The organism is Parabacteroides sp. merdae-related_45_40, assembly GCF_001915675.1.
This window is the reverse complement of record NZ_MNQY01000030.1, coordinates 1-26,898: the sequence shown is the minus strand read 5'-3', so window position 1 is coordinate 26,898 and position 26,898 is coordinate 1. Positions and strand designations below refer to the sequence as shown.

The 26,898-nt window shown below is 44.2% G+C and carries 21 protein-coding genes and 1 other RNA gene; 6 read left to right on the top strand and 16 right to left on the bottom strand.

Annotated features, from left to right (window positions below; genetic code table 11):
* Positions 1–14: 14 nt before the first annotated feature.
* From BHV83_RS01140 to BHV83_RS01125, 4 genes are all read right to left on the bottom strand, one after another.
* The gene (locus tag BHV83_RS01140) at positions 15–395 is read right to left on the bottom strand and encodes a HepT-like ribonuclease domain-containing protein (protein ID WP_170104864.1); all 381 of its coding nucleotides are present in this window, start codon (positions 393–395) and stop codon (positions 15–17) included.
* Positions 388–681, bottom strand: a complete 294-nt coding sequence (locus tag BHV83_RS01135; protein ID WP_048927716.1) for a nucleotidyltransferase family protein — start codon at positions 679–681, stop codon at positions 388–390. Before BHV83_RS01135 ends, BHV83_RS01140 begins: the two co-directional genes overlap by 8 nt.
* An 89-nt stretch (positions 682–770) precedes the next feature.
* Positions 771–2,396: a RagB/SusD family nutrient uptake outer membrane protein gene (locus tag BHV83_RS01130; RefSeq protein ID WP_286755530.1), complete on the bottom strand. Its 1,626-nt coding sequence runs from the start codon at positions 2,394–2,396 to the stop codon at positions 771–773.
* Between the two features lie 12 nt (positions 2,397–2,408).
* Positions 2,409–5,186, bottom strand: coding sequence for a SusC/RagA family TonB-linked outer membrane protein (locus tag BHV83_RS01125; RefSeq protein ID WP_286755528.1), 2,778 nt, complete (start codon positions 5,184–5,186; stop codon positions 2,409–2,411).
* Between the two features lie 272 nt (positions 5,187–5,458).
* Between BHV83_RS01125 and mdh the strand changes: the two genes are divergently transcribed.
* Positions 5,459–6,400: a malate dehydrogenase gene (gene mdh / locus BHV83_RS01120; protein ID WP_286755527.1), complete on the top strand. Its 942-nt coding sequence runs from the start codon at positions 5,459–5,461 to the stop codon at positions 6,398–6,400.
* Between the two features lie 270 nt (positions 6,401–6,670).
* Here mdh and BHV83_RS01115 read toward each other — a convergent pair whose 3' ends face one another.
* From BHV83_RS01115 to BHV83_RS01095, 5 genes are all read right to left on the bottom strand, one after another.
* A complete protein-coding gene (locus tag BHV83_RS01115; protein WP_286755525.1) occupies positions 6,671–7,132 on the bottom strand; it encodes a hypothetical protein in 462 nt (153 codons plus the stop codon).
* Positions 7,133–7,315: 183 nt separating this feature from the next.
* Positions 7,316–8,083, bottom strand: coding sequence for an acyl-ACP--UDP-N-acetylglucosamine O-acyltransferase (gene lpxA / locus BHV83_RS01110; protein WP_008780868.1), 768 nt, complete (start codon positions 8,081–8,083; stop codon positions 7,316–7,318).
* A 23-nt stretch (positions 8,084–8,106) separates the two neighbouring features.
* Positions 8,107–9,498: a TolC family protein gene (locus BHV83_RS01105; protein WP_286755522.1), complete on the bottom strand. Its 1,392-nt coding sequence runs from the start codon at positions 9,496–9,498 to the stop codon at positions 8,107–8,109.
* A gap of 3 nt (positions 9,499–9,501) precedes the next feature.
* Positions 9,502–12,723, bottom strand: coding sequence for an efflux RND transporter permease subunit (locus tag BHV83_RS01100; protein ID WP_057327087.1), 3,222 nt, complete (start codon positions 12,721–12,723; stop codon positions 9,502–9,504).
* Between the two features lie 53 nt (positions 12,724–12,776).
* Positions 12,777–13,988: an efflux RND transporter periplasmic adaptor subunit gene (locus tag BHV83_RS01095; protein ID WP_057327086.1), complete on the bottom strand. Its 1,212-nt coding sequence runs from the start codon at positions 13,986–13,988 to the stop codon at positions 12,777–12,779.
* A gap of 300 nt (positions 13,989–14,288) precedes the next feature.
* Here BHV83_RS01095 and BHV83_RS01090 point away from each other — a divergent pair, with 300 nt between their 5' ends.
* From BHV83_RS01090 to uxuA, 4 genes are all read left to right on the top strand, one after another.
* A complete protein-coding gene (locus BHV83_RS01090; RefSeq protein WP_008780866.1) occupies positions 14,289–14,915 on the top strand; it encodes a DUF7847 domain-containing protein in 627 nt (208 codons plus the stop codon).
* A 34-nt stretch (positions 14,916–14,949) separates the two neighbouring features.
* Positions 14,950–16,011 carry a LacI family DNA-binding transcriptional regulator gene (locus BHV83_RS01085; RefSeq protein ID WP_008780865.1) on the top strand — a complete coding sequence of 354 codons (1,062 nt, stop codon included), beginning with the start codon at positions 14,950–14,952 and terminating at the stop codon, positions 16,009–16,011.
* Positions 16,011–16,823, top strand: a complete 813-nt coding sequence (locus tag BHV83_RS01080; protein WP_270645809.1) for an SDR family oxidoreductase — start codon at positions 16,011–16,013, stop codon at positions 16,821–16,823. Before BHV83_RS01085 ends, BHV83_RS01080 begins: the two co-directional genes overlap by 1 nt.
* 82 nt (positions 16,824–16,905) lie before the next feature.
* On the top strand, positions 16,906–18,084 hold the full coding sequence (gene uxuA, locus BHV83_RS01075; RefSeq protein ID WP_005855384.1) for a mannonate dehydratase: 1,179 nt from the start codon (positions 16,906–16,908) through the stop codon (positions 18,082–18,084).
* Between the two features lie 178 nt (positions 18,085–18,262).
* Here the strand turns inward: uxuA and BHV83_RS01070 are convergent, their stop codons facing one another.
* The 4 genes from BHV83_RS01070 to BHV83_RS01055 form a co-directional block, all read right to left on the bottom strand.
* A complete protein-coding gene (locus BHV83_RS01070; protein ID WP_008780864.1) occupies positions 18,263–19,561 on the bottom strand; it encodes a TRAP transporter large permease in 1,299 nt (432 codons plus the stop codon).
* 12 nt (positions 19,562–19,573) lie between these two features.
* Positions 19,574–20,044, bottom strand: a complete 471-nt coding sequence (locus BHV83_RS01065; protein WP_048927709.1) for a TRAP transporter small permease — start codon at positions 20,042–20,044, stop codon at positions 19,574–19,576.
* Positions 20,028–21,023 (bottom strand): TRAP transporter substrate-binding protein, encoded by a 996-nt coding sequence (locus tag BHV83_RS01060; protein WP_005855377.1) that lies wholly within the window; start codon positions 21,021–21,023, stop codon positions 20,028–20,030. Before BHV83_RS01060 ends, BHV83_RS01065 begins: the two co-directional genes overlap by 17 nt.
* 249 nt (positions 21,024–21,272) lie before the next feature.
* Positions 21,273–21,575 (bottom strand): helix-turn-helix transcriptional regulator, encoded by a 303-nt coding sequence (locus BHV83_RS01055; protein WP_005865121.1) that lies wholly within the window; start codon positions 21,573–21,575, stop codon positions 21,273–21,275.
* Between the two features lie 423 nt (positions 21,576–21,998).
* Here BHV83_RS01055 and BHV83_RS01050 point away from each other — a divergent pair, with 423 nt between their 5' ends.
* Positions 21,999–22,820, top strand: coding sequence for a M23 family metallopeptidase (locus BHV83_RS01050; protein WP_008771615.1), 822 nt, complete (start codon positions 21,999–22,001; stop codon positions 22,818–22,820).
* 40 nt (positions 22,821–22,860) lie between these two features.
* Here BHV83_RS01050 and ssrA read toward each other — a convergent pair.
* The 3 genes from ssrA to BHV83_RS01035 all read right to left on the bottom strand — a co-directional run bounded on the left by ssrA (position 22,861) and on the right by BHV83_RS01035 (position 26,718).
* Positions 22,861–23,233: a transfer-messenger RNA gene (gene ssrA, locus BHV83_RS01045) on the bottom strand.
* 84 nt (positions 23,234–23,317) lie between these two features.
* On the bottom strand, positions 23,318–25,630 hold the full coding sequence (gene bglX / locus BHV83_RS01040) for a beta-glucosidase BglX (RefSeq protein WP_158532507.1): 2,313 nt from the start codon (positions 25,628–25,630) through the stop codon (positions 23,318–23,320).
* A 206-nt stretch (positions 25,631–25,836) separates the two neighbouring features.
* A complete protein-coding gene (locus BHV83_RS01035) occupies positions 25,837–26,718 on the bottom strand; it encodes an alpha/beta hydrolase (protein ID WP_005865072.1) in 882 nt (293 codons plus the stop codon).
* Positions 26,719–26,898 lie beyond the last annotated feature (180 nt).

Genomic DNA, 26,898 nt, shown 5'->3' with positions numbered 1-26,898 from the left:
TATTATTTTCACCCTTAATTTATTGTCTCTAAATCCATTTTCATTTGCCGAATTATTTTCAAAAGAGAAATTAAGTCTTTATTCACAACCGCAAAGATCTCTTCCTCATCAATACGATGATACTCATGAGCTATAATATCCCTTAATCCCATAATAGCAGTCCAAGGTATATCTGTATATTTTATTAAATAACTATGATTAGTTTTATTATCAATAGTCTTGACACTTTCTCCAATAAAAACCAACTGCATACAGATGCCACTTAAAATGAACATACCATCTTGACTCAAAAGGAAATCATCCGGACAATTTATCTCCCCCGATTTACTCTGTATTAAGAGAATCGAATTTTCTATTCGATCTAACAATGAGCCAATCCGTACCTTATCAAACATAAATCAAATCATTTTCGATATTTTGTCCAAATACACTATCAACAAGTTGTTTGCGAAGACGAATGATATCGACTCTACATCCAAACAAAGACTCTAACTCTTGTTTCATTCGGCTACGTAATAATAGATTAGCTTCCCCTTCGTAAGCAATATCTACGTCACTCTCCTCTGTTTGTTCATTTCGCACGACTGAACCAAAAAGGGCCATACGAACAATGCCATAATCTTTAGCCTTATTTTGAAAATAGCCACGTAGCAATTCTATACACTCTTTTTGTGATCTCATAGACAAACGTTTTACTTTTTACACAAAGAAAAATAAAATCTTCCTATATTCCAAATTATTACATAATTGATAAATACAATCCAAATCTACTAATATCCCGGATTCTGTATCAAATTAGGATTCAAGGAACGGACTTTATCGGGAATTGGGAAAACGGTGGTATAGCCATTCGATTCATGGGGCAATTGAGGGCGATCCGTATAAGGGCGGGTAAACTTTCCAAAACGTACCAAATCCTGCCTCCTCCAGCCTTCCCAAGCCAATTCCAGTTGACGCTCAGCCAAAATATTTTCTAATGTCGCCTTACGAGACAACATTCCCACACGGAAACGAACGGCATTCAACTCTTCATCCCCATTCTCTCCATTACGCACTTTCGCTTCCGATCTCATTAACAAGACATCCGCATAACGGAATAATACGATATCATTATCCGATAGCTTTCCATCTTTCGTCCCCATCTTATCGATCTCGTATTTCTTCATGCGGGCACCCGCCGTTTTCTCGGCAGGCAACCTAGACAAATCCAACCTAACCTCTAGAGGTAAATATACCAAAGGAGTCCCATTATCTAACCGAATCGTATCACCATTGAGGTCAAACATCGTATCGGCGTAATAATTCTCATAAAACCGGGTATCGACCGAGTCCGTCCCATACGCAAATACCCGAAGGGCCTCTATCGTTGCGCAAGAGCCGTTCTCTCCCCCCAATCCATATGCTTTGGCATGATTATAGTGGCGGGAGCGGAAAAGATATTGCATTTGGTTCGTATATAAGTTCTTATCCATCGGAATCGTGAAAATATTCTCTCCGGACGATTCATTAAATACAGAAAAATTATCCGCATAGTTCTGAGATAAGCTATAGTTTAAGTCCGTTATTGAATCACAGTACGCCACAACCGTTTGCCAAGCGTTCAACTTCCTCTCGCCTACCCTAAAATAGATTTCCCGTCCATTCGGACGCAGACCATCCGTCCAGTCGTTATCCGTAAACACTTCTGCGTTTAAAGCCAACTTCGCCAATAAGAAATAAACAACCGGTCTCGTAATCCTTCCATAATAATCGCCGGGCGAATTACTATGCGCCGTACTCAATAACAAAAGGGATTCTTGTAATTCTTTTACAACAAAATCAAAGACCTCTTTCCGGTCACTCTGCCGCACGTCTTTCACCGGAATGGAAGAAGATACGATAAGAGGGACACGGCCAAACATATCGACTAAATAATAATAATACATCGCACGCAAGGCACGAACCTCCGCCTCATACCGATCTAAATCGTTATAATCCGTTTTTTGCCGCAACTCGCCTAATATCTCTAAAGATTGATTGCTTAATACGATTACTTTATACAGATATTCCCAAGTAGCTTGGATAGCGTCACTATTCGTTCCCCACTTATGCAAGAAGAGACCTTGCCAGAAACCACCGTCATACCAGTCGCCGCCACGAGTCGGGAGCATGGCCTCGTCAGTCGTAAAGGTATTCAAGTCGTAGACACCCCGGTACGTTCCCTGCAATCCTTGGCTATCGCTATAACCTCCGATATAATTATATAAGGAAGCAACCGTATTTAGATAGACATTCTGAGGGGTATCGTACGCATCCTCCGGATAAAGCTGATCACGAGGGTCCTCTTTCAGATAGCCATCGCACGACGATAACATCAAACCCGCAAATATATAGGATAAAATAGAAAGCTTTCTCATACGAACACCTTTTTAAAAATTAAAACTCAACCCCATCGTATAGGAACGAACCACCGGATAAGATCGCTTATCGTCTATACCTAACGTATTATTTACGATAGAGCTATTTATCATCGGAGTCAATCCCGAATAACCTGTAATTGTCGCCAAATTATTTACGGAAACCGAAAGCCGTACGTTTCTTACATATTTCCTTAAATTACCAAGAGGCACGTTCCAACCCAACGTCAAATAATCAAAATTGATATAATCCCCTTTCTCCAACCAATAATCCGTAGCCGTCTGATCTTGGATATTCCGGGATGGGGCTTCTCGCAACACGTTATAATCCGGGAATATATCCATATTCATATAAGTTAGCGATGTTCCATTATAAATCTTATGCCCAAAGGCTCCGTTAATCTGTACTGATAGATCGAATTGTTTATACCGGAAACTGATGTTCGAGCCTAAAAGCGTTTTCGGCATGGCTTGTCCCGCAATATAACGATCCTCACCATCCTCCAAACTCACCCCGTTTCCATTCAAGTCCTCAATCTCATACTTATAGCCGCCGTTCCCATCGGAAACCAAACCTGTACATTTCGGTAAATAAAAAATACCCAAAGGCTGTCCGACCATTTGATAAACGATATGATTATACCCTCCATGGAAACCAGCCCCATTTAAATCCGAGATGCTGGTATATTCCGGGGCGGACATATATTCCCCTTTATAGTAACCGCTCAAGGAGAGCAATTTATTCCGTTGGAAAGTTACGTTTACGTTTATATTCAATTCCATATCTTTCGTACGCAAGGGCGTGACGCCAATACCCAATTCCACACCACTATTCCGCATCGACCCCAGATTCGCCAACATTTTATTATAAGCGAAAGGCGGAACGCTTACATCGTATAAATACAACATATCATCCGTCTTGGAATTATAATAATCTACGGCGAGAATAAAACGATTGTCGAAAAACCCGGCATCGATACCAGCATTGAACGTACGTTTTACCTCCCATTTCAAGTCCGGATTCGCATTACGGATCGTACCCAAGGTAACGGTGGGCGCACCATTTACGGAAACAACCCCATTAGGCTTCATCAATCGCAAAGAATTGTAAGAATCGATCGCGTCTTGATTACCGGAAAGGCCATATCCCGAACGAATCTTTAAATTCCTTACCCACGAGATACCTTCCATAAACTCCTCTTCGGTCAACACCCAAGCGACAGAAGCCGAAGGGAAAAAACCCCATTTATTATTGGCCCCCACTTTCGAAGAGGCATCCGCTCGGGCATTCACGGTAGCGATATACTTTCCATCATAAATATAATTCACACGTCCAAGGAAAGAAGCCAGATGAGGAGCCTCATAGTAAGAACCGGTCCCCTCCCATAAACGTACCGCACCTGCCTGTAAATTATCATAACCAAAACGATCGGTACTGAAATTCGTCGCAGTCGTATAAAAACCTCTCGTTATCATTTTCTGAGCTTCCGCCAATCCCAATACATTTAGCTGATGCAAACCAAAGTCTTTTTTATAGGCCAACATGAAATCTCCCAATAAAGATTCTGTTTTCCGCTCCCCCCGATAAGCCTGCCCATGTGCCCAAACCGAAGTAGGGAGGTATTGGGCGTTATCTACTACATTATAGGTATACGAACCGAAAGCCGTAAACATTAAATGCTTACTCAAGTTAAAAACCAGTTTTAAGTGCGTATTTATATGAGCATTCGAATCATCATCCTTCACCTCCAACCAAGCCAAAGGATTCGTGATCTGGCTAGCGTTAGTTATTTGATCCCAGCTACCCGTCTCCATATTCTTATGATTCGGAAATGTCGGGTTGAAAGTAGCGGCGGAATAGAACATCTTCTGTACGTCATTTAAATAAGCATTTTTCAGCAAGGAACCAAATATGCCTAAATCAAAGACTAGAAGATCATTGAACGCATGCTGTGTAATATTCAACTTGGTCGTAAAATTACGTGAGTTCGTATTTCGGATAACCCCTTCCCTTTCCACAAATCCCAAGGAGGCACGATAACTGGAAGTCTCTGAACCACCCCCAAAAGCGATATGATGATTCTGCACCAACCCCAACCGGGTGACCTCATCCTGAAAGTCCGTATTATTCCCTAAATCTAAAATACCGATATTACGTTCCTCCGCCAGTTTCCGGAAACCATTCGCCGATAACATATCCAAACTTTTATAAGCCGCTTCCACACCGAAACTCCCATCATAACTGATACTAAAAGCTCCCTGCCGCCCTTTCTTTGTCGTTACCTCGATAACACCGGAAGCGCCACGAGAACCATATTGAGCAGTCTCCGAGGCATCTTTCAAGATCGTGAAGTTCTCGATATCCGCCGGATAGATCGAGCTAAGCAAATTAAGATCGGCAAAAACCCCATCAATAATCACCAACGGATCATTACCTCCCGTTAAGGAAGTTGTACCCCGGACCCGGACGGCAGCCAAGGCAGCGGCGCTATTTCCTCCAACCGGGATACTAACGCCGGATACCCTTCCCCGAAGAGCGTCCAAGGGTGTAGAGATCAATCCCTCATTCATCCCCCCTTCATTCACCCGATTTACGGAACCGGATAAAGTACTACGATTGCCCGTAGCATATCCGACAGTGATCAACTCATCTATCAAATTGGAATCCGACAAGAGAGGCTTGATCGTATCCGGCAGAAGCGGTAGCTCCTGACCGTAGCCGTAAGAGAAAGACAAGGCCCCGCAGAGAAACAAAAACAGGACTTTTCGGATATATATAAGAACTTTCATAAGTACGTTGGATTTAAGATTAATAACCCATGTAAATAAAACTTCCCTCGGTTAAGTTTTGTTCGCACCCAAGATACAACATTTCCTCAAGATCTTAAAAATAAAAGCGTACCAAGTTGTCAAGAAGCCTCGACAAGGCTTTAGCGATATTTAATAATGTCCCTCAAAAATATATACGGAAATATTTCTTTATTCCGTAATAGATTGTACCTTTGCCATCGTTAAAAAACATAGCGTATTATTAAGTAATAACATACTAAAACTTATTTATTATGTCAAAAGTAACAGTTGTTGGTGCCGGAAATGTAGGCGCTACTTGCGCAAATGTTCTTGCCTTCAATGAAGTGGCAGACGAAGTTGTAATGCTAGACGTAAAGGAAGGCGTATCCGAAGGTAAAGCGATGGATATGATGCAGACCGCTCAATTGCTAGGTTTCGATACTAAGGTTGTAGGTTGCACAAACGATTATGAGAAGACAGCTAACTCTGACGTTGTAGTTATCACTTCTGGTATTCCTCGTAAACCGGGTATGACTCGCGAAGAACTGATCGGTGTTAACGCTGGTATCGTTAAGAGCGTAGCTCAAAACATCTTGAAATACTCTCCGAACGCAATCTTGGTAGTTATCTCTAACCCGATGGATACAATGACTTATTTGTCATTGAAGTCTTTAGGCTTGCCGAAGAACCGTATCATCGGTATGGGTGGTGCTTTGGATAGCTCTCGTTTCAAATATTTCTTGTCTCAGGCTCTAGGCTGTAACGCTAACGAGGTTGAGGGTATGGTAATCGGTGGTCACGGTGACACTACAATGATTCCGTTGGCTCGCTTGGCTACTTACAAAGGTATCCCTGTTAGCAAATTGTTAAGCGCAGAGAAATTGCAAGAGGTTGTTGCTTCCACAATGGTTGGTGGCGCTACATTAACTAAATTGTTAGGTACTTCTGCTTGGTATGCACCGGGTGCTGCTGGAGCATTCGTTGTTGAGTCTATCATCCACAACCAAGGCAAGATGGTTCCTTGCTCTGTTTACTTGGAAGGTGAGTACGGTGAATCTGATCTTTGCATCGGTGTTCCAGTTATCCTTGGCAAGAACGGTATCGAGAAGATCGTTGAGTTGGAATTGACAGCTGAGGAGAAAGAGTTGTTCGCTAAGAGCGTTGCCGCTGTTCATAAGACTAACGAGGCTTTGAAAGAAGTGGGTGCACTTTAATTTGAATTTCTATTAAAGCGATAAAAGAGGCTGGTCCTTCGGGGTTGGCCTCTTTCTTTTTATGTGGATACGGACAGTTACGACGGAACGAAGATAATATTCGTATTTTTCAATCTCTGAAGATACATACGTATCTCCATTGATTTATTTCAAAAGATCACGGTAAAGCATTTATGACAAAAGTACAGTTTTTGTTTGAATATGAAAAGCCTTCACTAGTTCAATACGAGCTTCACTAAGTTTATTCGTTTCATCCCAAACCGGTAATCACTACTTCAACTTTCCAGCCTCATTCAATACTTTCAGGAAGTTGCTCCAAGCTTTCTCTATCTTTTGCATGTTTTCGTCCCTTTCCTCTTGGTTCCTTACCTCATTTTGTAGAACATCTACAACAGGATATCCATCATATAAATAATATCTCTGATAATCCCCTAATAAGACTGGGGCATTATAGATAACGGAACTTATCGAAGAGATACTGCCTACCGTGAAGTGACCGTTTCCAGCTATCCGGAATTCAACCTTCTCATTGCCTCGCACGTCTTGCTTGATAGAAATATTCTTCTCGAAAACGATTTCTTTTGTAACTGAATTAAAAGATTTGATATCATCCGGGACTTTGATCACTTGTCCGGTAGTAGCCGTATCAAAATTTTCCTCATCATTATCGCAAGCGCAATAACCGATGAGAAATACAGAGATGATAAGATATAATAAAAATGACTTTTTCATATTAAACCTCCTTTATTGGATTTCATTGTGTGTTGTCTTATTAGTAAGACACTTAAAAAGAGACAAATGCTGCACGTTTACCATTATTTAACAAACATTATTAACCAAACCGTCCTTCCATTACATAAAAAAGCCGGAGGAAATGATTTCCTTCGGCTTTTACCTATCGTTTGTTATTGGTATTTATTTGACAATACCTAATTTAGACTCACCAACGAAATCTATAATATGTTGGATCTCCTTACTCATCGGAACCTGATCCTTGATCATTAACAAGGCATCCGTAAGGCTGCTGTTTCCTTGGAAGATGATCCGGTACGCATGACTGATGTGCTTGATAACCTTTTCACTGAATCCCTCATGAGACATGATGAAAGAGTTCACGCCATAATACGTGGTAGGCTCTTGAGCCGCTACGATAAAAGGAGGTATATCCTTACGGAAACGACAGCCGGTTTGAATCATCGCCCAAGCCCCAACCCGGGATCCTTGGCTCATCAATACATTGCCTCCGAAGATCACATAATCTTCCAAGATACAATTTCCGGAAATCTTACTACCATAGCCGAATACACTACGGTTTCCGATCCGCGTATCATGAGAAACATGGACCCCCTCATGCAAGAAATTACCATTACCGATACTAGTACGTCCTTCCGCTGTCGAGGAACGGTTAATCACCACATTCTCACGGATCACGTTGTCATCTCCGATTACGGCGATCGTATCACCTCCCTTATAAAAGAAATCCTGAGGCTCAGCAGCGATAACAGCCCCGTTAAATACACGGTTGCGATTTCCCATGCGTGTACCGCTCATCAAGCTGGCATGAGGCATGATCTCGCAATCATCCCCGATCTCCACGTTCTTATCAATGTACGCAAAAGGATGAATCGTAACGTTCTTCCCGATCTTTGCGCTTGAATCTACATATGCTAATGGACTAATCATAACTTTACTACATTTAAAGGTTATTATTCTCTACCACCACCGATGGCACTGTATAAACTGACAACCGCTTGCATACGTTGCACATTGTCGGACACTTCCGTCAACTGAGCACTCAAAAGGCTCTGCTGTGCGGAAAGGATTTCCAAATAAGTAGATTGAGCCGACTGGAACAAGGCGCTGGTATAAGCCACCGCTTTCTCTAGCTGCTCGATCTGCGCTCTATCTTGGACAAGCTTCTTGCTCGTGGCATCATACTGATGTAAAGCATCACTCACCTCCTTACCTGCTTCCAGAATTGTCTGCTGATAATTCATTTGAGCGATCTTCTCTTCTGCCTTAGATACCTTCAAGTTAGCGACCAACTTACCATTGTTGAAGATCGGTTGGGCCAACGAAGCCAAAGCTTGAAACATAAATTGGCCCGGATTGGCGACAGAGATGCCTGAACCATTCGTCCAGCCTGCTGTCGCCGTGATATTCAATCCCGGATAAAAAGCGGCACGGGCTTTGTTCGTCGTATAATAGGCACTAGCAAGTGTCATCTCTGCGATCTTCACGTCCGGACGATTCTCCAACAATTGCAAAGGCACACCCACCATGATATCCTCCGGCATTACTTGTTCCTCCAAAGTACCCCGATCAATCTGTTGAGGGGCCTTAGCCAATAACACGGACAATGAGTTTTCCACGCTACGCACCTGGCTCTCCAACTCGATCAACGAGCCGGAAACCTGATGGTAAGCCGCACGCATTTGCGTCACGGCAGCCTCGGTAGCCATACCCGCTATCTTCATAGCCTCCATGACACGAACATTCTCTTTATAGATATCAACCGTCTTAGCGGTAATTTCCACCTGCCGATCAAGCATCAACAAGGAATAATAAGTATTCGCTATACCACCGATCAATTGAGAGCGCACGGCCTGTCTTGAATACTGGCTCTGTAAGTAGGAGGCTTTTTGGCCACGGCTCGCGTTCAAGAGCTTTCCGAATAGGTCAACCTCCCAGCTAGCGGCCAAAGGCGTTGAGTAAGCCTTTACGTATTCGCTATTTCCAATCGATGTAATCGTCCCTTGGGGAGCGAAATTAATAGAAGGCAAGAAAGACAGACGGGCGGAAGTCAACAATACTTTCGCTTCCTCTACCCGAAGAACGGCTGCCTGCATATCTACATTATTGGCTAATCCCTCCTCAATTAACGCCTGTAACTTCGGATCACGAAAAACTTCCTTCCAAGGAAGGTTTCCCATATTGGTCGTATCCGCGGAGGCTAATGTATCAGTCTCGGAAACCGGATCACGATAAATTCCCGTCGCATCGATGGAATCCGGACGCTCGTATGCCTTATAGATATGGCAACTGCTTAACAAAGCAGTCGCACATACCATATATATAATTTGTTTCTTCATTGTCATCTCTTATTTTATTTTAGCGTACTGTTCTATTTCCGTACTCATATCGCTGTTATCCAAATCTTCCCATTCGATCGGCTTGAATTTCTCCTGTAAGTACTGGAATACCACGAACAAAACCGGAACAATAAAGATCTGGAAGATCATACCGATGAACATACCGCCGATAGCCGCTGTACCCAATGTACGGTTACCGTGCGCTCCTACTCCGAACGCGAACATCATAGGCAACAATCCGACCACCATCGCCAATGAGGTCATCAAGATCGGACGCAAACGGGCGGCGGCTCCTAATACGGCAGCCCATGTGATACTCATACCCATACGACGACGTTCCAAAGCGAACTCTACGATCAAGATAGCGTTCTTCGCCAACAAACCTACCAACATGATCAAGGCGATCTGCATATAGATATTGTTAGACATGGTTCCTACGATCATCTTCAACGCCGGGATATTTCCCAAAGCGGCCCAACCTTGGACGAACAAAAAGCTACCCATCAAACCGAACGGCACGGAGAGCAATACGGACAAAGGAAGGATGTAACTCTCATACTGCGCGCTCAACAGCAAGTAAACGAATACGAAACACAACAAGAAGATCAAAGCCGTCGTGCTGCCACTCGTACTTGCCTCCTCACGTGCCATACCACCTAACTCATAGTCGAAACCTGCCGGAAGCGTTGTCTTAGCCACCTCGTCAATCGCTTTCAACGCCTGACCACTGGTATAACCATCCGCCGGGGCAACCATGACCTTGATGGCGGTATACATATTGAAACGGCTGATGATATCCGGGCCATATACCTTCTTCATCGTAATGAACTGGGAAATCGGAGCCATATCGTTACCACTCTTTACCTTGATGTTCTTCATGGACTCCATATTCTTACGCAAATCGGGATCCGCTTGCACCATTACACGGTACATCTTACCGAAACGGTTGAAGTTAGAGGCATATAAACCACCATAATATCCCTGCAAGGTAGACAAGATGTCCTTCGGACTGATACCGGCTTTCTTACAAGCGGCAGCGTCGATATCGATCTCATATTGCGGGAAGTTCGGGTTAAACGTAGTTTGAGCGGACTTGATCTCCGGACGTGCCGTCAAAGCAGCCATATATTCCTTGGAGATATCAAAGAAACGATCCAAATTACCTCCGGTCTTATCCTGCATATTCAACTCAATATCACTGGACGCTGAGTAACCGGGGATCATAGGAGGCGTAAAGAACAATACTTGAGCGTCCTTTACGATCTTTTGGGCACGCATGAACAAGCTACCATATACGATATCGGAATTTTGCATCATAGAACGCTCCTCCCAATCTTTCAGCTTGATGATGAATGAACCGTAAGAAGGTCCCTGACCACCGATGAAACTAAAACCGACAACCGCCGTACGAGACTCAACGGCCGGATCGGCAGCGATCAAGCTATCCACCTTATTCATTACCTCAAAGGTACGCTCCTGGGAAGTTCCCGGGGGTAACGTAACGGCACCCATAATCGTACCCGTGTCCTCGTTCGGCACCATACCCGTAGGAGTAACCTGCATCAAGAACACCAATAACGCAATACATGCGGCAACAATACCGAATGAAAGCCATTTCTTCTGAATGAAGAATACGATACTTTTCTTGTATTTAGCCAACAAAGAATCATAAGCCGCATTAAACGAAGTATGGAATCGGGAAACGAAGGTCGTTTTCTTTTCCTTATGTTCCGTATCGTGTGGTTTCAGGAATATCGCACACAAGGCGGGACTCAATGTCAAGGCGTTCAAAGCGGACAAACCGATAGCGATCGCCATCGTCAGACCAAACTGGCGATAGAACGTACCGGCCGTACCTCCCATGAAACTTACGGGAATAAACACGGACATCATGACCAACGTAATGGAGACGATAGCGCCACCCAACTCACTCATGGCATCGATAGAAGCGAGTTTCGCCGACTTGTACCCTTGGTCCAACTTGGCATGGACACCCTCGACGACGACGATCGCATCATCGACCACAATAGCGATGGCAAGCACCATAGCACAAAGAGTCAACAAGTTGATACTAAATCCGATCAAGGATAACATAAAGAAGGTACCGATCAAGGCAACCGGGATAGCGATAGCCGGAATCAACGTAGAACGCAAATCCTGCAAGAACACATATACCACGATAAACACCAATACGAACGCCTCCAACAAAGTCTTAATTACCTCATGGATAGAAGCGAACAAGAAGTCATTGGCATTCATGGAAACATTCACCTTCATTCCGGGAGGCATTGTCAACTGGGTTTCCTCCAGCAAGGTTTCAATGTTACTAATTGTTTCCGTAGCGTTGGTTCCCGGCATCTGGTAAACGATACAGGTAACGGCGTCGTGACCATTTACACGGTTGATAAAGTTGTAAGTCAAACGCCCCAACTCGATATCGGCGATATCTTTCAAACGCAAGACCTCACCATCCGGCAAAGCCTTTACAACAATCTGCTCAAACTCATTAGCCTCTTGCAAACGTCCTTTATAGCGGATCGTATATTGGAAAGACTGATTTCCTTGTTCGCCGAACGAACCCGGAGCGGCCTCAACGTTCTGTTCAGACAAGGCAACGGTTACGTCGCTCGGACTTAATTTATATTGGGCCATCACATCCGGCTTCAACCAAATACGCATGGAGTAGTCCGTACCCAACACGTTGGCATCACCGACACCCGGCACACGCTGGACTTCCGGGATCAAGTTAATCTTCGCGTAATTCTCAAGGAACTCTGAGTCATAACGATCATCTTCCGCATATACGGAGAAAACCAACAACATTGAGTTCTGACGTTTCTGGGTCGTCACACCAATCTGCGTTACCTCGGCAGGCAACAAACCTTGTGCCATAGATACACGGTTCTGCACATTGACAGCCGCCATATCCGGATCCGTTCCTTGCTTAAAATAAATGGAGATATCCGCAGAACCATTATTAGAGGCATTGGAACTCATATACATCATGTTCTCAACACCATTGATCTGGTCTTCCAAAGGTGCGATCACGCTATTCAATACCGTTTGCGCATTGGCACCCGTATAAGTTGCCCTTACCGAAACGGTTGGAGGGGCGATATCCGGATATTGGGTAACCGGCAAGGAAATCAAGCCTAGGAAACCCAAGATGACAATCAAGATGGAAATCACCGTAGAGAGCACCGGGCGGTTTATAAATCTATCTAATTTCATATCTTTCGTTTTTACTCGACAAAAGCGAATATTTGTCTTATTCTATATACCTATTAATTAAAAGCAGTCTGCAAATTACCGTCATGCTGGTCTTTCAAGGCCTGCTCGAATTTTGCCTTTTGCTGCTCACGAGTAATCGGCTGGATTTCCTGGCCGTCTTTCAAGATCTGTACGCCTTCCACGACAATCTTGTCACCGGACTTCAAGCCTCCCGTCACTAAATAATTTTTGCCATCATTCAAATTGGAAACCTTGATCTCGGTATTCTTCACGGTATTATCAGGCTGCAATACAAATACGAATTTCTTGTCCTGGATTTCCACGGTAGCCGATTGAGGGATCGTAATGATATTGTTCATCGTATATGGGAAGATGATATTACCAGTACCACCGCTTCGTAAGACATTTCCCTCGTTAGAGAAAATAGCACGCATGCTTACAGAACCGGTAGATTGATCGATAACACCGCTCACGGCATCAATCTTACCCTCATGATGGTACGTAGAGCCATCCGCCAATTGCAGTCTTACGGCCGGCATCTTCTCTAATTGCTCTTTCAAGGTACCACCGGCTTTCGTCAATGCCAATAACTCCTTTTCCGTCATAGAGAAATACACATACATATCACCGATCTCAGATACGGTAGTCAGCGGTTGAGCGATCGAAGCGCTTACCAAGCTACCTACACGATACGGGAATGTACCGACAACACCGTTCGAGGGACTTGTAACCGTACAGAAAGATAAGTTCTGGTTAGCGCTCACCAATTGAGCCTCTGCCTGCGCCAAGCTCGCTTTTGCCGACATCAGCTGGTTCACGGCAGTCTGATACTCGAAATCACTGATGATTTTCTGATCAAACAAAGTTTTCTTATTCCTCTCGGTCAATGTTAAAGTGCTTACGTTTGCCTTCGCCATCTCTACCGCGGCCTTAGCCTGACCTACCGCAGCAGCGTACTGCGTAGGATCAATTTGGAACAACGCCTGTCCTTTACGAACCGTAGCTCCCTCATCCACACATAATTTCACGATAAATCCAGAAACTTGAGGACGGACTTCGATATCCTGCGTACCTTTGATGGTAGCCGGATAGGATGTTGTTTGGTCGCTAGTCGTTGAATTGACCGCCATCACAGCGAACTCAGCATCCCCTAATTTCATACCACTCTGACTGTTTCCACAGGCAGTTAATAAAGACATACCAACCGCAAACAATGCGATCTGCCTTAACTGAGTAATCGTAATTTTCAGCATTCGTTTATCCATATTTGTATATAATTATATATTCAAGGCTGTTTTTCAGTTACCTTTTCTTTCTAACCCAAGTGGAGATCTTTCACATCTATTCACACAATAGGGTCTTTACTCGTCGTTTCATCCTACAAATGTAGAAACTTTTTACACGATTTCTGTTTCCTACTTATCTTTTTCACCTAAATTAATAGCACTTAAAAGGAAGCGCCTGTTGAAATACATCTCTTTTGGTTTCAAACGAAAATAAAATTGTTTTTTTCAACAATATATTTTACATTTGTGTCCACACACAATAAACAAATATTATATATTATGGAGCCTAAATTTATAATATCAGAAGTATTCAGTACCGCATGGAAGGGAACGAAGTCGCAGCTATGGATATTAGCCGGATTATTAATCGGATATTGTATCTTGTCTTTCACGCTGACAGCGTTCGCGATGCCCATGCAAAGTTCTATTATCGGTAAAATCATCGTAAACGTGATCAGTGCGTTATTCTCCATTATTTTCTCCTTAGGATATATGAAAAATATATTTCAGGCGTTGGATGGGGAAGAACCTCAGTTTTCCGCATATGGACAACAGACAAAGAATATCATCACCTACTTTCTAGCGAGTCTTATCACGGGATTTGTCGTATTGGCGGGTTTCTTATTTTTTATCATCCCCGGTATTTATCTGGCATTGCGCCTTCAGTTCTTCCAAGCCTTTATTATCGAGGAAAACGCCGGGATTATCGAGTCTTTGCATAAAAGCTGGGAGATAACGAAAGGACAAGTATTGCCTCTGTTCATTCTGGCGTTGGTTATGATCGGGATCCTGATATTAGGATGTATTTTGTTCGGTATCGGAATTTTCGTCGCCGTTCCTCTTATCTATATGATGTATGGCTACGTTTTCCGTAAATTGAACACTCCTCTTCAAATACTCGAATAAGCAGAGAGGACGAATACACACTACAATCTATACCATGAATAAAAATTACAGGATAAAAGATATCGCCGAATTATCCGGCGTATCAACCGGTACGGTAGACCGCATTTTACATGAGCGGGGAAAGGTATCGGAGGACGCACGGAAAAAGGTGGAGAAAGTCTTAAAAGAAATTGACTATCAACCAAATTTGATAGCCCGTTCTTTAGCGTTGAAGAAAAAATATCATTTCATCGCTTTGATCCCTTCTTTCCATGAAGGGGAATACTGGGCGAAACTAAGCCAAGGGATAGAGAAAGCGGAACGGGAATTGTTTAGCTATAATATAGACGTCGAGCAAATCTATTTTGACCAATACGATAGCAACAGTTTCGACGAATTAATCCCGAAGATTGAGACCGCGGATTGTCAAGGGGTTATCATCGCTACATTATTCAAGCAAAGTGTCTTGACCTTGACCCAGCGGCTAGACCAGAAAGATATTCCTTATATATTAATCGATTCTTTTATCGACCACACGAATTGTATCTCTTACTACGGAACGCATTCATATGATTCGGGGTATATAGCGGGACGCCTTTTATTCGAGCAAATCCGTGAAGAGGACGATCTAGTGATTTTCCGTTTCACCCGTAAGGGGGATTCATGTTCTACGCAAGTGCAGAAGCGAGAGGAAGGATTCCGGGATTATCTCGCCAATACCTCATTCAAGGGAAAGATTCATTTGCTGCATGTGCACGCGGATGACCGAGAAGAGAATACGAGACTACTGAATACTTTCTTCGACAAATATCCTCAAGTAAGAATCGGTATCATCTTTAATTCGAGGGCCCATTTCCTTGGAGATTATCTAAGTAGCGAACGGCCGGACTATCCTTTCAAGCTTCTTGGCTACGACGTGATAGAACCGAACGTCCGTTATCTGGAAAACGGCTTGATCACGCATTTGATCGCCCAGCGCCCCGAGGTACAAGGATATCATTGTATCAAGGCACTTTTCAGGCATTTGATCCTTAAGGAGAAAATTGAGCCTGTCAATTATATGCCGATCGATATCTTGGTAAAGGAAAATATACAATACTACAATAATTATATCTGATGAACTCCTTATTTAGCATAAAAGAGAAAGTGATTTTGTTGACCGGAGGCTATGGTATATTAGGAGCCTGCATGGCCAAACACTTGGCGAGAGAAGGCGCGTATGTCGTAATCCTCGGACGAAACGAGCAAAAAGGATCTGCCTTGGTCAATGAGATTAAAGCGGAAGGGGGCGAGGCCTTATTCTTGGTTTCAAACGTACTGGATAAAGCCTTGCTGGAGCAAAACAAGCAAGAGATATTGAAAGCATATGGGAAGATTGATGTTTTAGTCAATTTGGCGGGTGGTAACCAAGCCGGAGCGACGATTCCTCCCGACAAGACGATCTTTGATCTGGATATCGATGCTTTCCGGACGGTCGTGGACCTGAACTTATTCGGGACCGTACTGCCGACAATGGTCTTCGCCGAGGTCATGGTGGGGCAAGGGAAAGGAAGCATTATTAACATCTCGTCCGAATCATCCCTACGCCCATTGACTCGTGTGGTTGGCTATGGATGCGCGAAAGCCGCTATCAACAATTTCACGCAATACATGGCCGGGGAGCTGGCGATTAAATTCGGAGAGGGCCTGCGAGTGAACGCCATGGCACCGGGATTCTTCCTTACCGAGCAGAACCGGGCATTGATGAGCAATCCGGATGGATCACCTAGTGATCGTTGCAACACGATCGTCGCGCACACGCCGTTCCGCCGCTTAGGAAAACCGGAGGAGTTACTCGGTACTTTACAATGGCTGGCGAGCGACGCCTCCGCATTCGTAACCGGTACCGTGATCCCCATAGACGGAGGTTTCGACGCTTTCTCCATCTAAATAATGTGCCAATGTGCCAACCAGCCATGCATCAAACCGCATTGGCATATTGGCACATTGATAAATTTAAAAATTATTCATTATGTATCTATGTGAGCAAACTTGGCGTTGGTACGGACCGAATGATCCTGTCAGCCTTTGGGACATCCGTCAGGCGGGTGCCACCGGTATCGTAAATGCGTTGCACCATATCCCGAACGGGGAAGTTTGGACTACGGAAGAGATTCAAAAGCGGAAAGCCTTGATCGAATCCGCCGGATTACGGTGGAGTGTGGTTGAGAGTGTGCCCGTACACGAGCATATCAAGACGCAAACCGGGGATTTTCAAACCTATATAGAGAACTACAAACAAAGCATCCGTAATCTGGGAGCTTGCGATATCCGGGTAGTTACTTACAACTTCATGCCGGTATTGGACTGGACTCGTACCGATTTGGCTTATACGATGCCGGATGGTTCCAAAGCCTTGCGCTTTGAACGCGCGGCTTTTATGGCGTTCGACTTATTTATATTGAAACGACCGGCGGCGGAAGCCGAATATACGGAGGCGGACAAGGCGAAAGCCAAGGCACGCTATGACGCTATGAGCGAGGAAGACCGCCAGCTGTTGGTTCGCAATATGATCGCCGGACTACCCGGCTCGGAAGAGACTTTTACGATCGAGCAGTTTAGGGAAGCGTTAGACCGTTATAAAGATATCGACGCGGAGAGACTTCGCTCGAACCTGATCTATTTCTTACGGGAAATAGCTCCCGTGGCGGACGAGGCCGGTGTCAAGCTCGTTATACATCCGGATGATCCCCCCTATTCCATTCTCGGGCTTCCCCGTATCTTGAGCACGGAAGATGATTTCCGGAAGTTAATAGAGGCCGTGCCGAATCCAAGCAACGGGCTTTGCCTATGCACAGGTTCTTTCGGTGTCAGAAGTGATAACGACTTGGCCGGGATCATGGAACGTTACGGGGATCGGATCGATTTCGTTCATTTCCGCAGCACGCAACGAGACTCGGAGGGTAATTTCTTCGAGGCGAACCATCTGGAGGGCGATGTGGATATGTACGGTGTCATGAAAGCCTTACTGGAATTGCAACAACGCCGCCAATGCTCCATCGCCATGCGACCGGATCATGGACATCAAATGATAGACGACCTAAAGAAGAAAACCAACCCGGGCTACTCCTGCATCGGACGTTTACGGGGTCTGGCCGAGCTACGGGGATTGGAGATGGGTATCGCCTTATCCCTGTTCAAAGGACATTAAAAAGACAGCGTCTTACAGTTAGCACAGTACTGTGTACAAAGTACCGCAGTACTGTGGCTAAAGTACTACAGTACTCTGTACGAAGTATTGCGGTACTCAGCACGTAAGTACTGGAATACTTCGTACACAGTACTGCCCTATTTATAGCACAAGGCTACCTCGACCCTATGGGGGAACATCACAAACCGAACAACCGGGGAATCAATAAGCTTAAATCCGGCAAGAAGGCCACCAAGAACAAGACAATAACCATCGCCGCAAACATCGGCAGCAACGGACGGATCACCTGATCGATCTTTGTCCCCGCTACGCTACATCCGATAAACAATACCGAACCCACCGGTGGCGTACATAATCCCACACAAAGGTTCAATACCATCATGATCCCGAAATGTACCGGGTCCATCCCCAATTGCCCCGTCGCTATCGGCAGGAAGATCGGGGTAAAGATCAAGACAGCGGGCGTCATGTCCATAAAGATCCCGACAATCAATAGGATCACGTTTATAAGTATCAAGATGACCACCGGATTGTCGCTTATACTTAGCAAAGCGGCACTTACCGTCTGAGGAATATTCTCATAACTCATGATCCAAGACAAACCCGTACAAGTCGCCACCAGAAGAAGGACGATGGCCGTAGTCTTGGCCGATCGCAATAATACTTGCGGCAATTTAGCCCAAGTAAGTTCCTTATAGATAAAAGAGAGGATTAACGCATACAATACAGCGATCGCCGAAGCCTCGGTCGCCGTAAACAGTCCCGCCAAGATTCCTCCGATCACGATCACCAATAGCATCAAACTAGGGATAGCCCTGAAAAATACCCTTGTCGCCTCCGAGAACGGAACACGTACGCCAACCGGATACCCCTTTCGTGCGGCAAACATAGCGGCTACGATCATGATCGCCACTCCCGTAAGAATTCCCGGTAGATAACCAGCCATAAACAAGGCGGATACAGAGACTCCACCACTCGCCAAGGAATAGACGATCAAGACATTACTCGGAGGTATCGTCATGCCGGTAGTGGCGGAAGAGATATTTACGGCGGCACTGAAATTCGGATCGTAACCGGCCTTTTTCATCTCCGGTGTCATAATACTCCCGATAGCAGAGGCAGCGGCGGCGGCAGAGCCACTGATCGCCCCGAATAACATATTCGCCACGACATTGACCACCGCCAGTCCTCCGGGCAACCGTCCGACCAGCACTTTAGCGAAATCGATCAAGCGCAAGGCGATACCTCCGCTATTCATGATATTCCCCGCCAATATAAAAAACGGGATCGCCAACAGAGCGAAACTGTCCAGACCCGAAGCCATACGCATCGCATAAGTCGTAAGGGCGGGAAGCGAGTCTATATTCACGAGCATCGTCAATATACCCGCCACACCGATGCTATACGCTACCGGAACCCCGACCACCAGCAGGAAAAAGAAACTTATCACTAATACGAGTATACCTATAATATCCATATCATCAGTCTTTTAAGAATTAGAGGAACGAAATAAGGTGATCGCGTTATCTATCGCATAATAAGCGGTAAGCAATCCCCCTAGCGGCAATGCCAAATACACATATCCTAAATTAATCTCTAAGGAAGCCGAAGTAACTCCCAAATGAAAACGAGTGTATACCAGCCAAGCCCCTCCTACGATCAATACAAATACAGCGAATAAAAATACGATCAAGAAGATAAACAATCGCAAGAGCTTTCTGCGGGAAGGACGCATATGTTGAAGCAATAAATCGATCGCTAGATGCTCATTTTTACCGGATACATAAGCGGCCCCCAACAATCCCACCCAGATCAATAAATATCCGGCCAATTCATCCGTCACGGAACTCGGGGAAACCAGAATATACCGGCTTAATACCTGCCATAGCACATCCACGACCAAGAAAGCCATCAAGAAAATCAACGATAGCTCCAATCCTTTATCAATTATCTTTCTCATGGGTATTCTGTATTTGATCAATTAAATCATGAAAAACCGGATCATTCTTAAACCGCTCGATCATCGGGGCGGCGGCATCCATAAACGGCTGCTTATCCGGGTAAATAATCTCTACGCCATGCGCTTCCATCTCCTCTAGCGATTGCTTCTCTTGCTCCGCCCAAAGTTTCCGTTGATAAATAGCGGCGGCGTCAGCGGCCTGTCGCAGCCAATTACGTTCTTGTTCCGTCAGCTTCTGCCAAGTAGCCAAGCTAATGATGATCACGTCCGGACACATCGTGTGCTCATTGACTGAATAGTATTTTACCACCTCATGATGGAACGCTGTTGTCACGGAAGGCGTATTATTCTCGGCCCCATCCACGACATTACTTTGTAAGGCCGTATACAATTCACCCCAATCCACGGGAGTAGCCGAACCACCGAATGTCTTCATCATCTCCACGGCTATCGGGCTCTTTTGCACACGGATCTTCAGTCCTTTCAGATCCTCGGGAGTACGAATCTGCTTGTTTACCGTATAAAAGCTACGGGCCCCCGAGTCAAAATAAGCGAGTCCCCTAAACCAATAAGGTTCCGTTGATCCCAATATCTGTTTACCTACCGAACCATCCAACACCTCGAAAAACTGCTCACGGGAACGGAATAGATAAGGTATGCCAAATACCTTAAACGGATCGGCAAATCCTTCCAACGCGGCGGAGGAAACTTTCGTGATATCGAGACTTCCTATTTGAAGCAACTCTATACATTGATTTTCGGACCCCAATTGAGCGGAAGAATAAATATCCATGCTCATCTTTCCTCCGGACAACTCTTTCAGACGCTCGTTCATATAGAGCAATCCTAAATGGACGGAATGGCTGGGGGGCAATCCGTGCGCCAGTTTCAGCACCCTTACTTCCTTTACCCCTTCCTTACAGGAGAAGGAGAAAGATACGCACATCAGGAATAGCAGGGCGGTCTTTAGAACTTTCATATTAGAAATGTTAACAATTCGTTGTTTATCGACAAATATAAAGGAAATAATCGAATTGTGCACGTACACAGAAGAAAAAAGTGGCCGCTTTCTTCCTGCCTATATTCACATACGGAACAAGAAGAGCACGGCCTTGATTTAACCTATTTCTCTAATGTTATGATGAAACATCGAGACGGTCAAATGTAGAAACAATCAAAGTGACCGGTCTTATATCGACCGTGATCTTATTTCACGAAAGCGTGAAACTTATTCACGCCTTTTCTCTAACAGCCATTTACGGATCTCCTCTATATCTTCCTTGTCCGCTTCTATAGTGATTGAATATCGCCGGGGTTCGTCCGCTAAATACACCTCCCGCAAGAAATCATAGGCTAAGACTTCCGATATACGCAGTAACAAATCCACATCGATACTGCTTCGCTTAAATATCTTATAAATATTGGTACGTTCATAATGCAACGCATGGGCAAAATCGGAAACCGAAAGTCCCCGCTCTTCCATTTTCTCTTTTATTAACGAACCGATATGTATCTCCTTTTGTTCTTTCATATACAAAAGCCGTTTTTAAGGTAATCTTATCTCATAAATAAACCCACATCTGAGAAAAGGTGTGTTACACTTTACCTTAAACCCGTCAAACTGCGGCACGACCAAATGCCTTGTACACAACAGAAATAAGGCAAAGGAACACACCAAATACAGGTGTATTCGCATTGTCTATTTCTCTGTGTACTTTAAATTGGTCGTTTTCAGTTTAGAGAAATGCCAGCAAATACAATATCGTCATCCTCCCTGACCAAAGAGACAAACTAGTCCCCTCAATCATCGTATAATATCTCCATTTTACCTTTACAAAGGTAGGCAAATTCAACTATCAGAAAAAACACAAAGAATAAAAAGAAGTATAAACATATCGGAAATATAGGCCATTGAAAGAGGCTTTTTTATACTTTTGTGGTAAAACAATATCTAATGGCATCTAAAATACACAATGGAATACTCATTCTTACGCTAATTTTATTTGCGTCTTGCCGTACGCAAAAGCCTGCTCCACGCCCGGCCCCTCCCGAAACTGTGGATTTCCCTACGGCAAATATTCCTCTTCCCGTCGTGGATTTCAATTTCATGTTGCCGGAAGCTCCGGAGCTAGCGGTTTGTCATTCTCCTAGAAAAGATATCACGGAAGCCTTTACGCCCCGTGATAAAAGCCAGATAGCGATCAAGGACCCCAAGCTATTCGATGAGAATAACACGGAAATTATTGATTTATCCTTGATCCCCGCCGGGGAATACGCATTTCCCCTTCCTAATGGAAACGTGATCTCTCCTTACGGGGGAAGGAGAAGACATCATTCCGGAGTAGATATCAAAACTTGTGCCAACGATACGATCGTGTCTGCTTTCGATGGTATTGTCAGGATGGCGAAACCATTCGCCGCCTATGGCAACGTTATCGTTGTTCGCCATTATAATGGACTGGAAACGATCTATAGCCACAACTCCAAGAACTTGGTTAAACCCGGAGATCGTGTTCTCGCCGGACAACCGATCGCCTTAACCGGACGTACTGGCAGGGCTACTACCGAGCATTTACATTTTGAGACTCGTATAAACGGAGTTCATTTCAATCCGAATATCGTCTTCAACATGGCTAAAAGGAAATTACGTTCAAAATGTCTGGTTTGTACCCAGAAAGGTAATAACGTAATCGTCAAATCGGTTGATATATTACCCCATCAAAAGGCTGGTCCATACGTACCGCCACCTCCTTATAAATGGGTTTACAATGAATGAAAAAAGGCCTTACGGACAATCCGTAAGGCCTTTTTTCATTCCGTGGAGATGGAGAGATTCGAACTCTCGTCCAAACGAGGAATTAATTTGCTTTCTACATGTTTATCTTCGCCTTCATTGTCGGGGAAGAGCAAGACCGAAGCCACCCACTCATCCCTTATCCTCTAAAGTTTCGCCTGAGACCCGAGGCTTATCTCAAACTATCTCCGATATTGCTGCACCACCTGATCGGAACGCTTCGGAGCCACAGCATCCGGGTGATGTCACGTCCCCGCAACTTTTGCAGGGATTAAGCGCGAGAGCGTAATTATTTTCGCCAGTTAATTGTTCGTTGTCTGAGATTTAAGTGCAAGCCAACCACGCACTACATGCTTACAAACCACTTCTACCCGCTGTCAAAACCGGTCATCCCCATGGTTTTGTAATATTTCTTTTGGCAAAGATACATATAATTTCGAATTTAGCAAAGACCCATAACTGATTCCTTCCGATTAGGATTATTTTAATGTAAACGAAGCTGTTTTCACCTCTTTACTATTTCCACCGATCATTACCTGAAACTCACCCGGCTCAGCGACATAATCTAAGGTTGAATCGTAGAATTTCAACATATCCACATCAATATCAAAGGTTACTTTCTTGCTTTCTCCCGCTTTTAACGCAACTCGCTTGAATCCTTTCAATTCTTGGACCGGAGGGGTTATGCTGCGTACGATATCACGTAAATAAAGCTGTACGATTTCCTCTCCATCCTGAGCCCCGGTATTGGTAACAATCACGGATGCTTGAATTTTTCCATTTGCATCCATAGAATTCATATTCAAAGATACATCGCCATACGTATAAGTCGTATAGCTCAAGCCGTAACCAAATGGATAAAGAGGCTCATTCAACACATCTATATAATTGGAGACATAACGAGTGTACCAAGCATCGGGAGACATAGGGCGTCCTGTCATCTTATGATTATAATAGATCGGACATTGGCCTGTTACACGAGGAAAAGACATGGTTAACTTCCCTGTCGGAGAAACCTTTCCGGTCAAGACATCGGCAATAGCCGCTCCTGCTTCCGTACCACCGAACCATACGTTCAAGATCGCATTCACCTGCTTTTCCTCGGATTGTAATACCAAAGGTCTTCCGGTAAAAAGTACCATTACGATCGGCTTTCCTGTCTTTTGGATAGCATCCAGTAATTTTTTCTGCGTTTGCGGCATTTCAAGGATGGCTCTACTAGCGCCTTCTCCACTCATATCTATCGATTCACCCAAAGCAGCGATAATCACATCAGCGCCTTCCACCACTTTTAGGGCCTCGGCGATTAATTGTTCATCGCTTCTATCATCCCGGGTTGAACGATTTTGATCCGTAAAGTTCGCTTCATAAACGGGATCATCGACTAGATTGCTGCCTTTTGCAAAAACAACCTCTACTCCATTTCCCAAAGATTCCTGTAAATCCTCTACCAATCCATGATAAGATTTAGTCTGCTCATCATATTTCCACGATCCAGCCATATTCGCCTTGCTATCCGCTAAAGGACCGACTACAGCGACCTTACGACATCCTTTAAGTGGAAGCAGATTATTATCATTTTTAAGTAACACGAAAGACTCCGCCGCAATACGACGGGCCGCAGATACATTATTTACCGACAAGAACTCTTTGGCGGCTCTTTTCGGATTACAATATTTATATGGATCATGGAACAATCCCAATTGATATTTTGCGATTAGTATTCTCCGGCAAGCAGAGTCAATCTCAGCCTCTGTTATTTTCCCTTCTTCCAATGATTTCTTTAATACGGCATGATAACAGTCCGCTATCATATCCATATCGACACCCGCCTTTAGCGCCTTGACTCCGACTTCCTGACTATTACCTATTCCATGGTTTACCATCTCCGCTATTGCCGTAAAATCAGACACGACAAAGCCGTTAAATCCCCATTGTTTACGCAATACGTCATTAAGAAGCCAAGTATTTCCGGTCGCGGGGATACTTTCAAATTCGTTGAATGAAGTCATGATACTTCCTACTCCTGCTTCTACAGCAGCTTGATAAGGACGCATGTAATAATTCATGGCAGTCACACGGCTCATATCTACCGTATTATAATCCCGGCCAGCCTCGGCCGCTCCATAAAGCGCATAATGCTTTACACATGCCATAAGAGTCGTATCAGCCGATAAATCATTGCCTTGATAACCACGCACCCATGCTTGAGCCATTATACCTCCAAGAAACGGATCCTCGCCCGCTCCTTCCTTTACTCGTCCCCACCGGGCATCATGAGATATATCGACCATCGGGCTATATGTCCAACAGATACCATCAGCACCAACTTCCTTTGCGGAAATTCGAGCGACCTCTTCTATATTCTCCGGTTTCCAACTACACGAAAGACCTAGAGGAATGGGAAAAACGGTTTTATAACCATTACAAATATCAGCGCCAACAATTATAGGAATCCCCAATCGACTTTCTTTAACCGCAACTTCTTGTAACTGCCGGATCGCATCGACACCGAATATATTAAATATACCACCAACCTCTCCTCGTACAATACGACTGGCTATCTCACTCTTTTTAGGATTTGGCATTACGTTTCCATAACTAGGAAGATTCAATTGACCGATTTTCTCATCAACGGTCATTCGACTCATCAGACCATTTATAAATTCATCCGCACTTTTCTGTTCAATCTCAGCTCTTGTGATTCTCTCACTTTTTTCTCTCGCTATCGAACAAACAGGCACTATACATGCCATTGAAATAAATAAAACTGAACTTTTAAGGAATTTCATAACTTAGCTTTTTTACTTCAAAAAAAGCCCGAATAACAGAGAACAGCAATAAACTCACTACTTCAAAGATACGATATGCTATAGAACACGCTTTCCCGGACTACGCTTTTACTACGTTTACCATCAATAATAAACTAGTAATAAATAAATTGCGCAATCGATTTAAGAATCTACTCCGCAAGTCTCCAGAAAAGATATCTGGAGTTCTATTCGATCAGACCGATCTCACGAAACCAATCTTCAGCCCGATCCGGCCATTCATTTACAGACGCTCCCGTATCTCGTAACCCATATCCATGGCCACCTTGACTATATAAATGCATCCATGCCGGAACACCAGCTTCCTTTAAGGCATAATAATAGAAAATACTACTGTTGATATAAGATTTATCATCTTCCGCTTGAATTAACATGGTTGGAGGTGTGGCAGATGAAACCTTTAACTCTGGTGCCAATTGGAAATTCTCTCCATCTAAATAAGCAGGATAAACCAATAAACAATAGTCCGGACGACAACTTACTTTATCCGTAGCATCAATAGCCGGATAAGTACGTTTCAAAAAATTATTGCTAACCATGGCAGCTAAATGGCCACCAGCCGAGAATCCCATCACACCGATTCGCTTTGGATCTATATTCAAGTTCTCAGCGTTCGCTCGAACATAACCAATCGCACGCTGTACATCTTGCAAAGGAGCTTCGTGTTTTTCCAGTCCTTCCCGTCTTGGAACCCGGTATTTAAGTAAGACCGCAGTTATTCCAAGATTATTAAGCCATTCACAGACTTCATCACCTTCCAAATCATAAGCTAAAATATTGTAACCACCACCGGGACAGACAATCATAGCGGCACCCGAGGCCACTTCATCCGGAGCATGATATATAGTAATCGTTGGCTCACTCACATTCGTAATACGCAAAACACTCTCACCACCGGTTTTTCCACCATCCGTATCAGCTTTCTCTATTAATTTAATAGTTTCTCCCGGCGCCCCTTTTGGGAATAATAAAATCGGATTTTCTTGTGCCATAGACGTATTGATTAAACAAACCCCAATCAATAAAGGGAATATCCACTTCTTAACCATACAACACATTATTAAGTTATAGGGAGCGAATATATACATCTTATTTTATTTATCCAATCAGAATCGAATAAATAAAAACAGAAAAAGGAGTCACCCCTTACGGACTGACTCCTCTCCATCGGCTATCGCCTTCTTCAAGACGGCGGCTACCTACTCTTCCACTGTTACGCAGTACCATCG

What these genes read in the sequence shown, in the direction of transcription:
- BHV83_RS01140 (WP_170104864.1), bottom strand. Translation starts at nt 395, where the DNA reads ATGTTTGATAAGGTACGGATTGGCTCATTGTTAGATCGAATAGAAAAT.
- BHV83_RS01135 (WP_048927716.1), bottom strand. Translation starts at nt 681, where the DNA reads ATGAGATCACAAAAAGAGTGTATAGAATTGCTACGTGGCTATTTTCAA.
- BHV83_RS01130 (WP_286755530.1), bottom strand. Translation starts at nt 2,396, where the DNA reads ATGAGAAAGCTTTCTATTTTATCCTATATATTTGCGGGTTTGATGTTA.
- BHV83_RS01125 (WP_286755528.1), bottom strand. Translation starts at nt 5,186, where the DNA reads ATGAAAGTTCTTATATATATCCGAAAAGTCCTGTTTTTGTTTCTCTGC.
- mdh (WP_286755527.1), top strand. Translation starts at nt 5,459, where the DNA reads ATGTCAAAAGTAACAGTTGTTGGTGCCGGAAATGTAGGCGCTACTTGC.
- BHV83_RS01115 (WP_286755525.1), bottom strand. Translation starts at nt 7,132, where the DNA reads ATGAAAAAGTCATTTTTATTATATCTTATCATCTCTGTATTTCTCATC.
- lpxA (WP_008780868.1), bottom strand. Translation starts at nt 8,083, where the DNA reads ATGATTAGTCCATTAGCATATGTAGATTCAAGCGCAAAGATCGGGAAG.
- BHV83_RS01105 (WP_286755522.1), bottom strand. Translation starts at nt 9,498, where the DNA reads ATGACAATGAAGAAACAAATTATATATATGGTATGTGCGACTGCTTTG.
- BHV83_RS01100 (WP_057327087.1), bottom strand. Translation starts at nt 12,723, where the DNA reads ATGAAATTAGATAGATTTATAAACCGCCCGGTGCTCTCTACGGTGATT.
- BHV83_RS01095 (WP_057327086.1), bottom strand. Translation starts at nt 13,988, where the DNA reads ATGGATAAACGAATGCTGAAAATTACGATTACTCAGTTAAGGCAGATC.
- BHV83_RS01090 (WP_008780866.1), top strand. Translation starts at nt 14,289, where the DNA reads ATGGAGCCTAAATTTATAATATCAGAAGTATTCAGTACCGCATGGAAG.
- BHV83_RS01085 (WP_008780865.1), top strand. Translation starts at nt 14,950, where the DNA reads ATGAATAAAAATTACAGGATAAAAGATATCGCCGAATTATCCGGCGTA.
- BHV83_RS01080 (WP_270645809.1), top strand. Translation starts at nt 16,011, where the DNA reads ATGAACTCCTTATTTAGCATAAAAGAGAAAGTGATTTTGTTGACCGGA.
- uxuA (WP_005855384.1), top strand. Translation starts at nt 16,906, where the DNA reads ATGTATCTATGTGAGCAAACTTGGCGTTGGTACGGACCGAATGATCCT.
- BHV83_RS01070 (WP_008780864.1), bottom strand. Translation starts at nt 19,561, where the DNA reads ATGGATATTATAGGTATACTCGTATTAGTGATAAGTTTCTTTTTCCTG.
- BHV83_RS01065 (WP_048927709.1), bottom strand. Translation starts at nt 20,044, where the DNA reads ATGAGAAAGATAATTGATAAAGGATTGGAGCTATCGTTGATTTTCTTG.
- BHV83_RS01060 (WP_005855377.1), bottom strand. Translation starts at nt 21,023, where the DNA reads ATGAAAGTTCTAAAGACCGCCCTGCTATTCCTGATGTGCGTATCTTTC.
- BHV83_RS01055 (WP_005865121.1), bottom strand. Translation starts at nt 21,575, where the DNA reads ATGAAAGAACAAAAGGAGATACATATCGGTTCGTTAATAAAAGAGAAA.
- BHV83_RS01050 (WP_008771615.1), top strand. Translation starts at nt 21,999, where the DNA reads ATGGCATCTAAAATACACAATGGAATACTCATTCTTACGCTAATTTTA.
- bglX (WP_158532507.1), bottom strand. Translation starts at nt 25,630, where the DNA reads ATGAAATTCCTTAAAAGTTCAGTTTTATTTATTTCAATGGCATGTATA.
- BHV83_RS01035 (WP_005865072.1), bottom strand. Translation starts at nt 26,718, where the DNA reads ATGGTTAAGAAGTGGATATTCCCTTTATTGATTGGGGTTTGTTTAATC.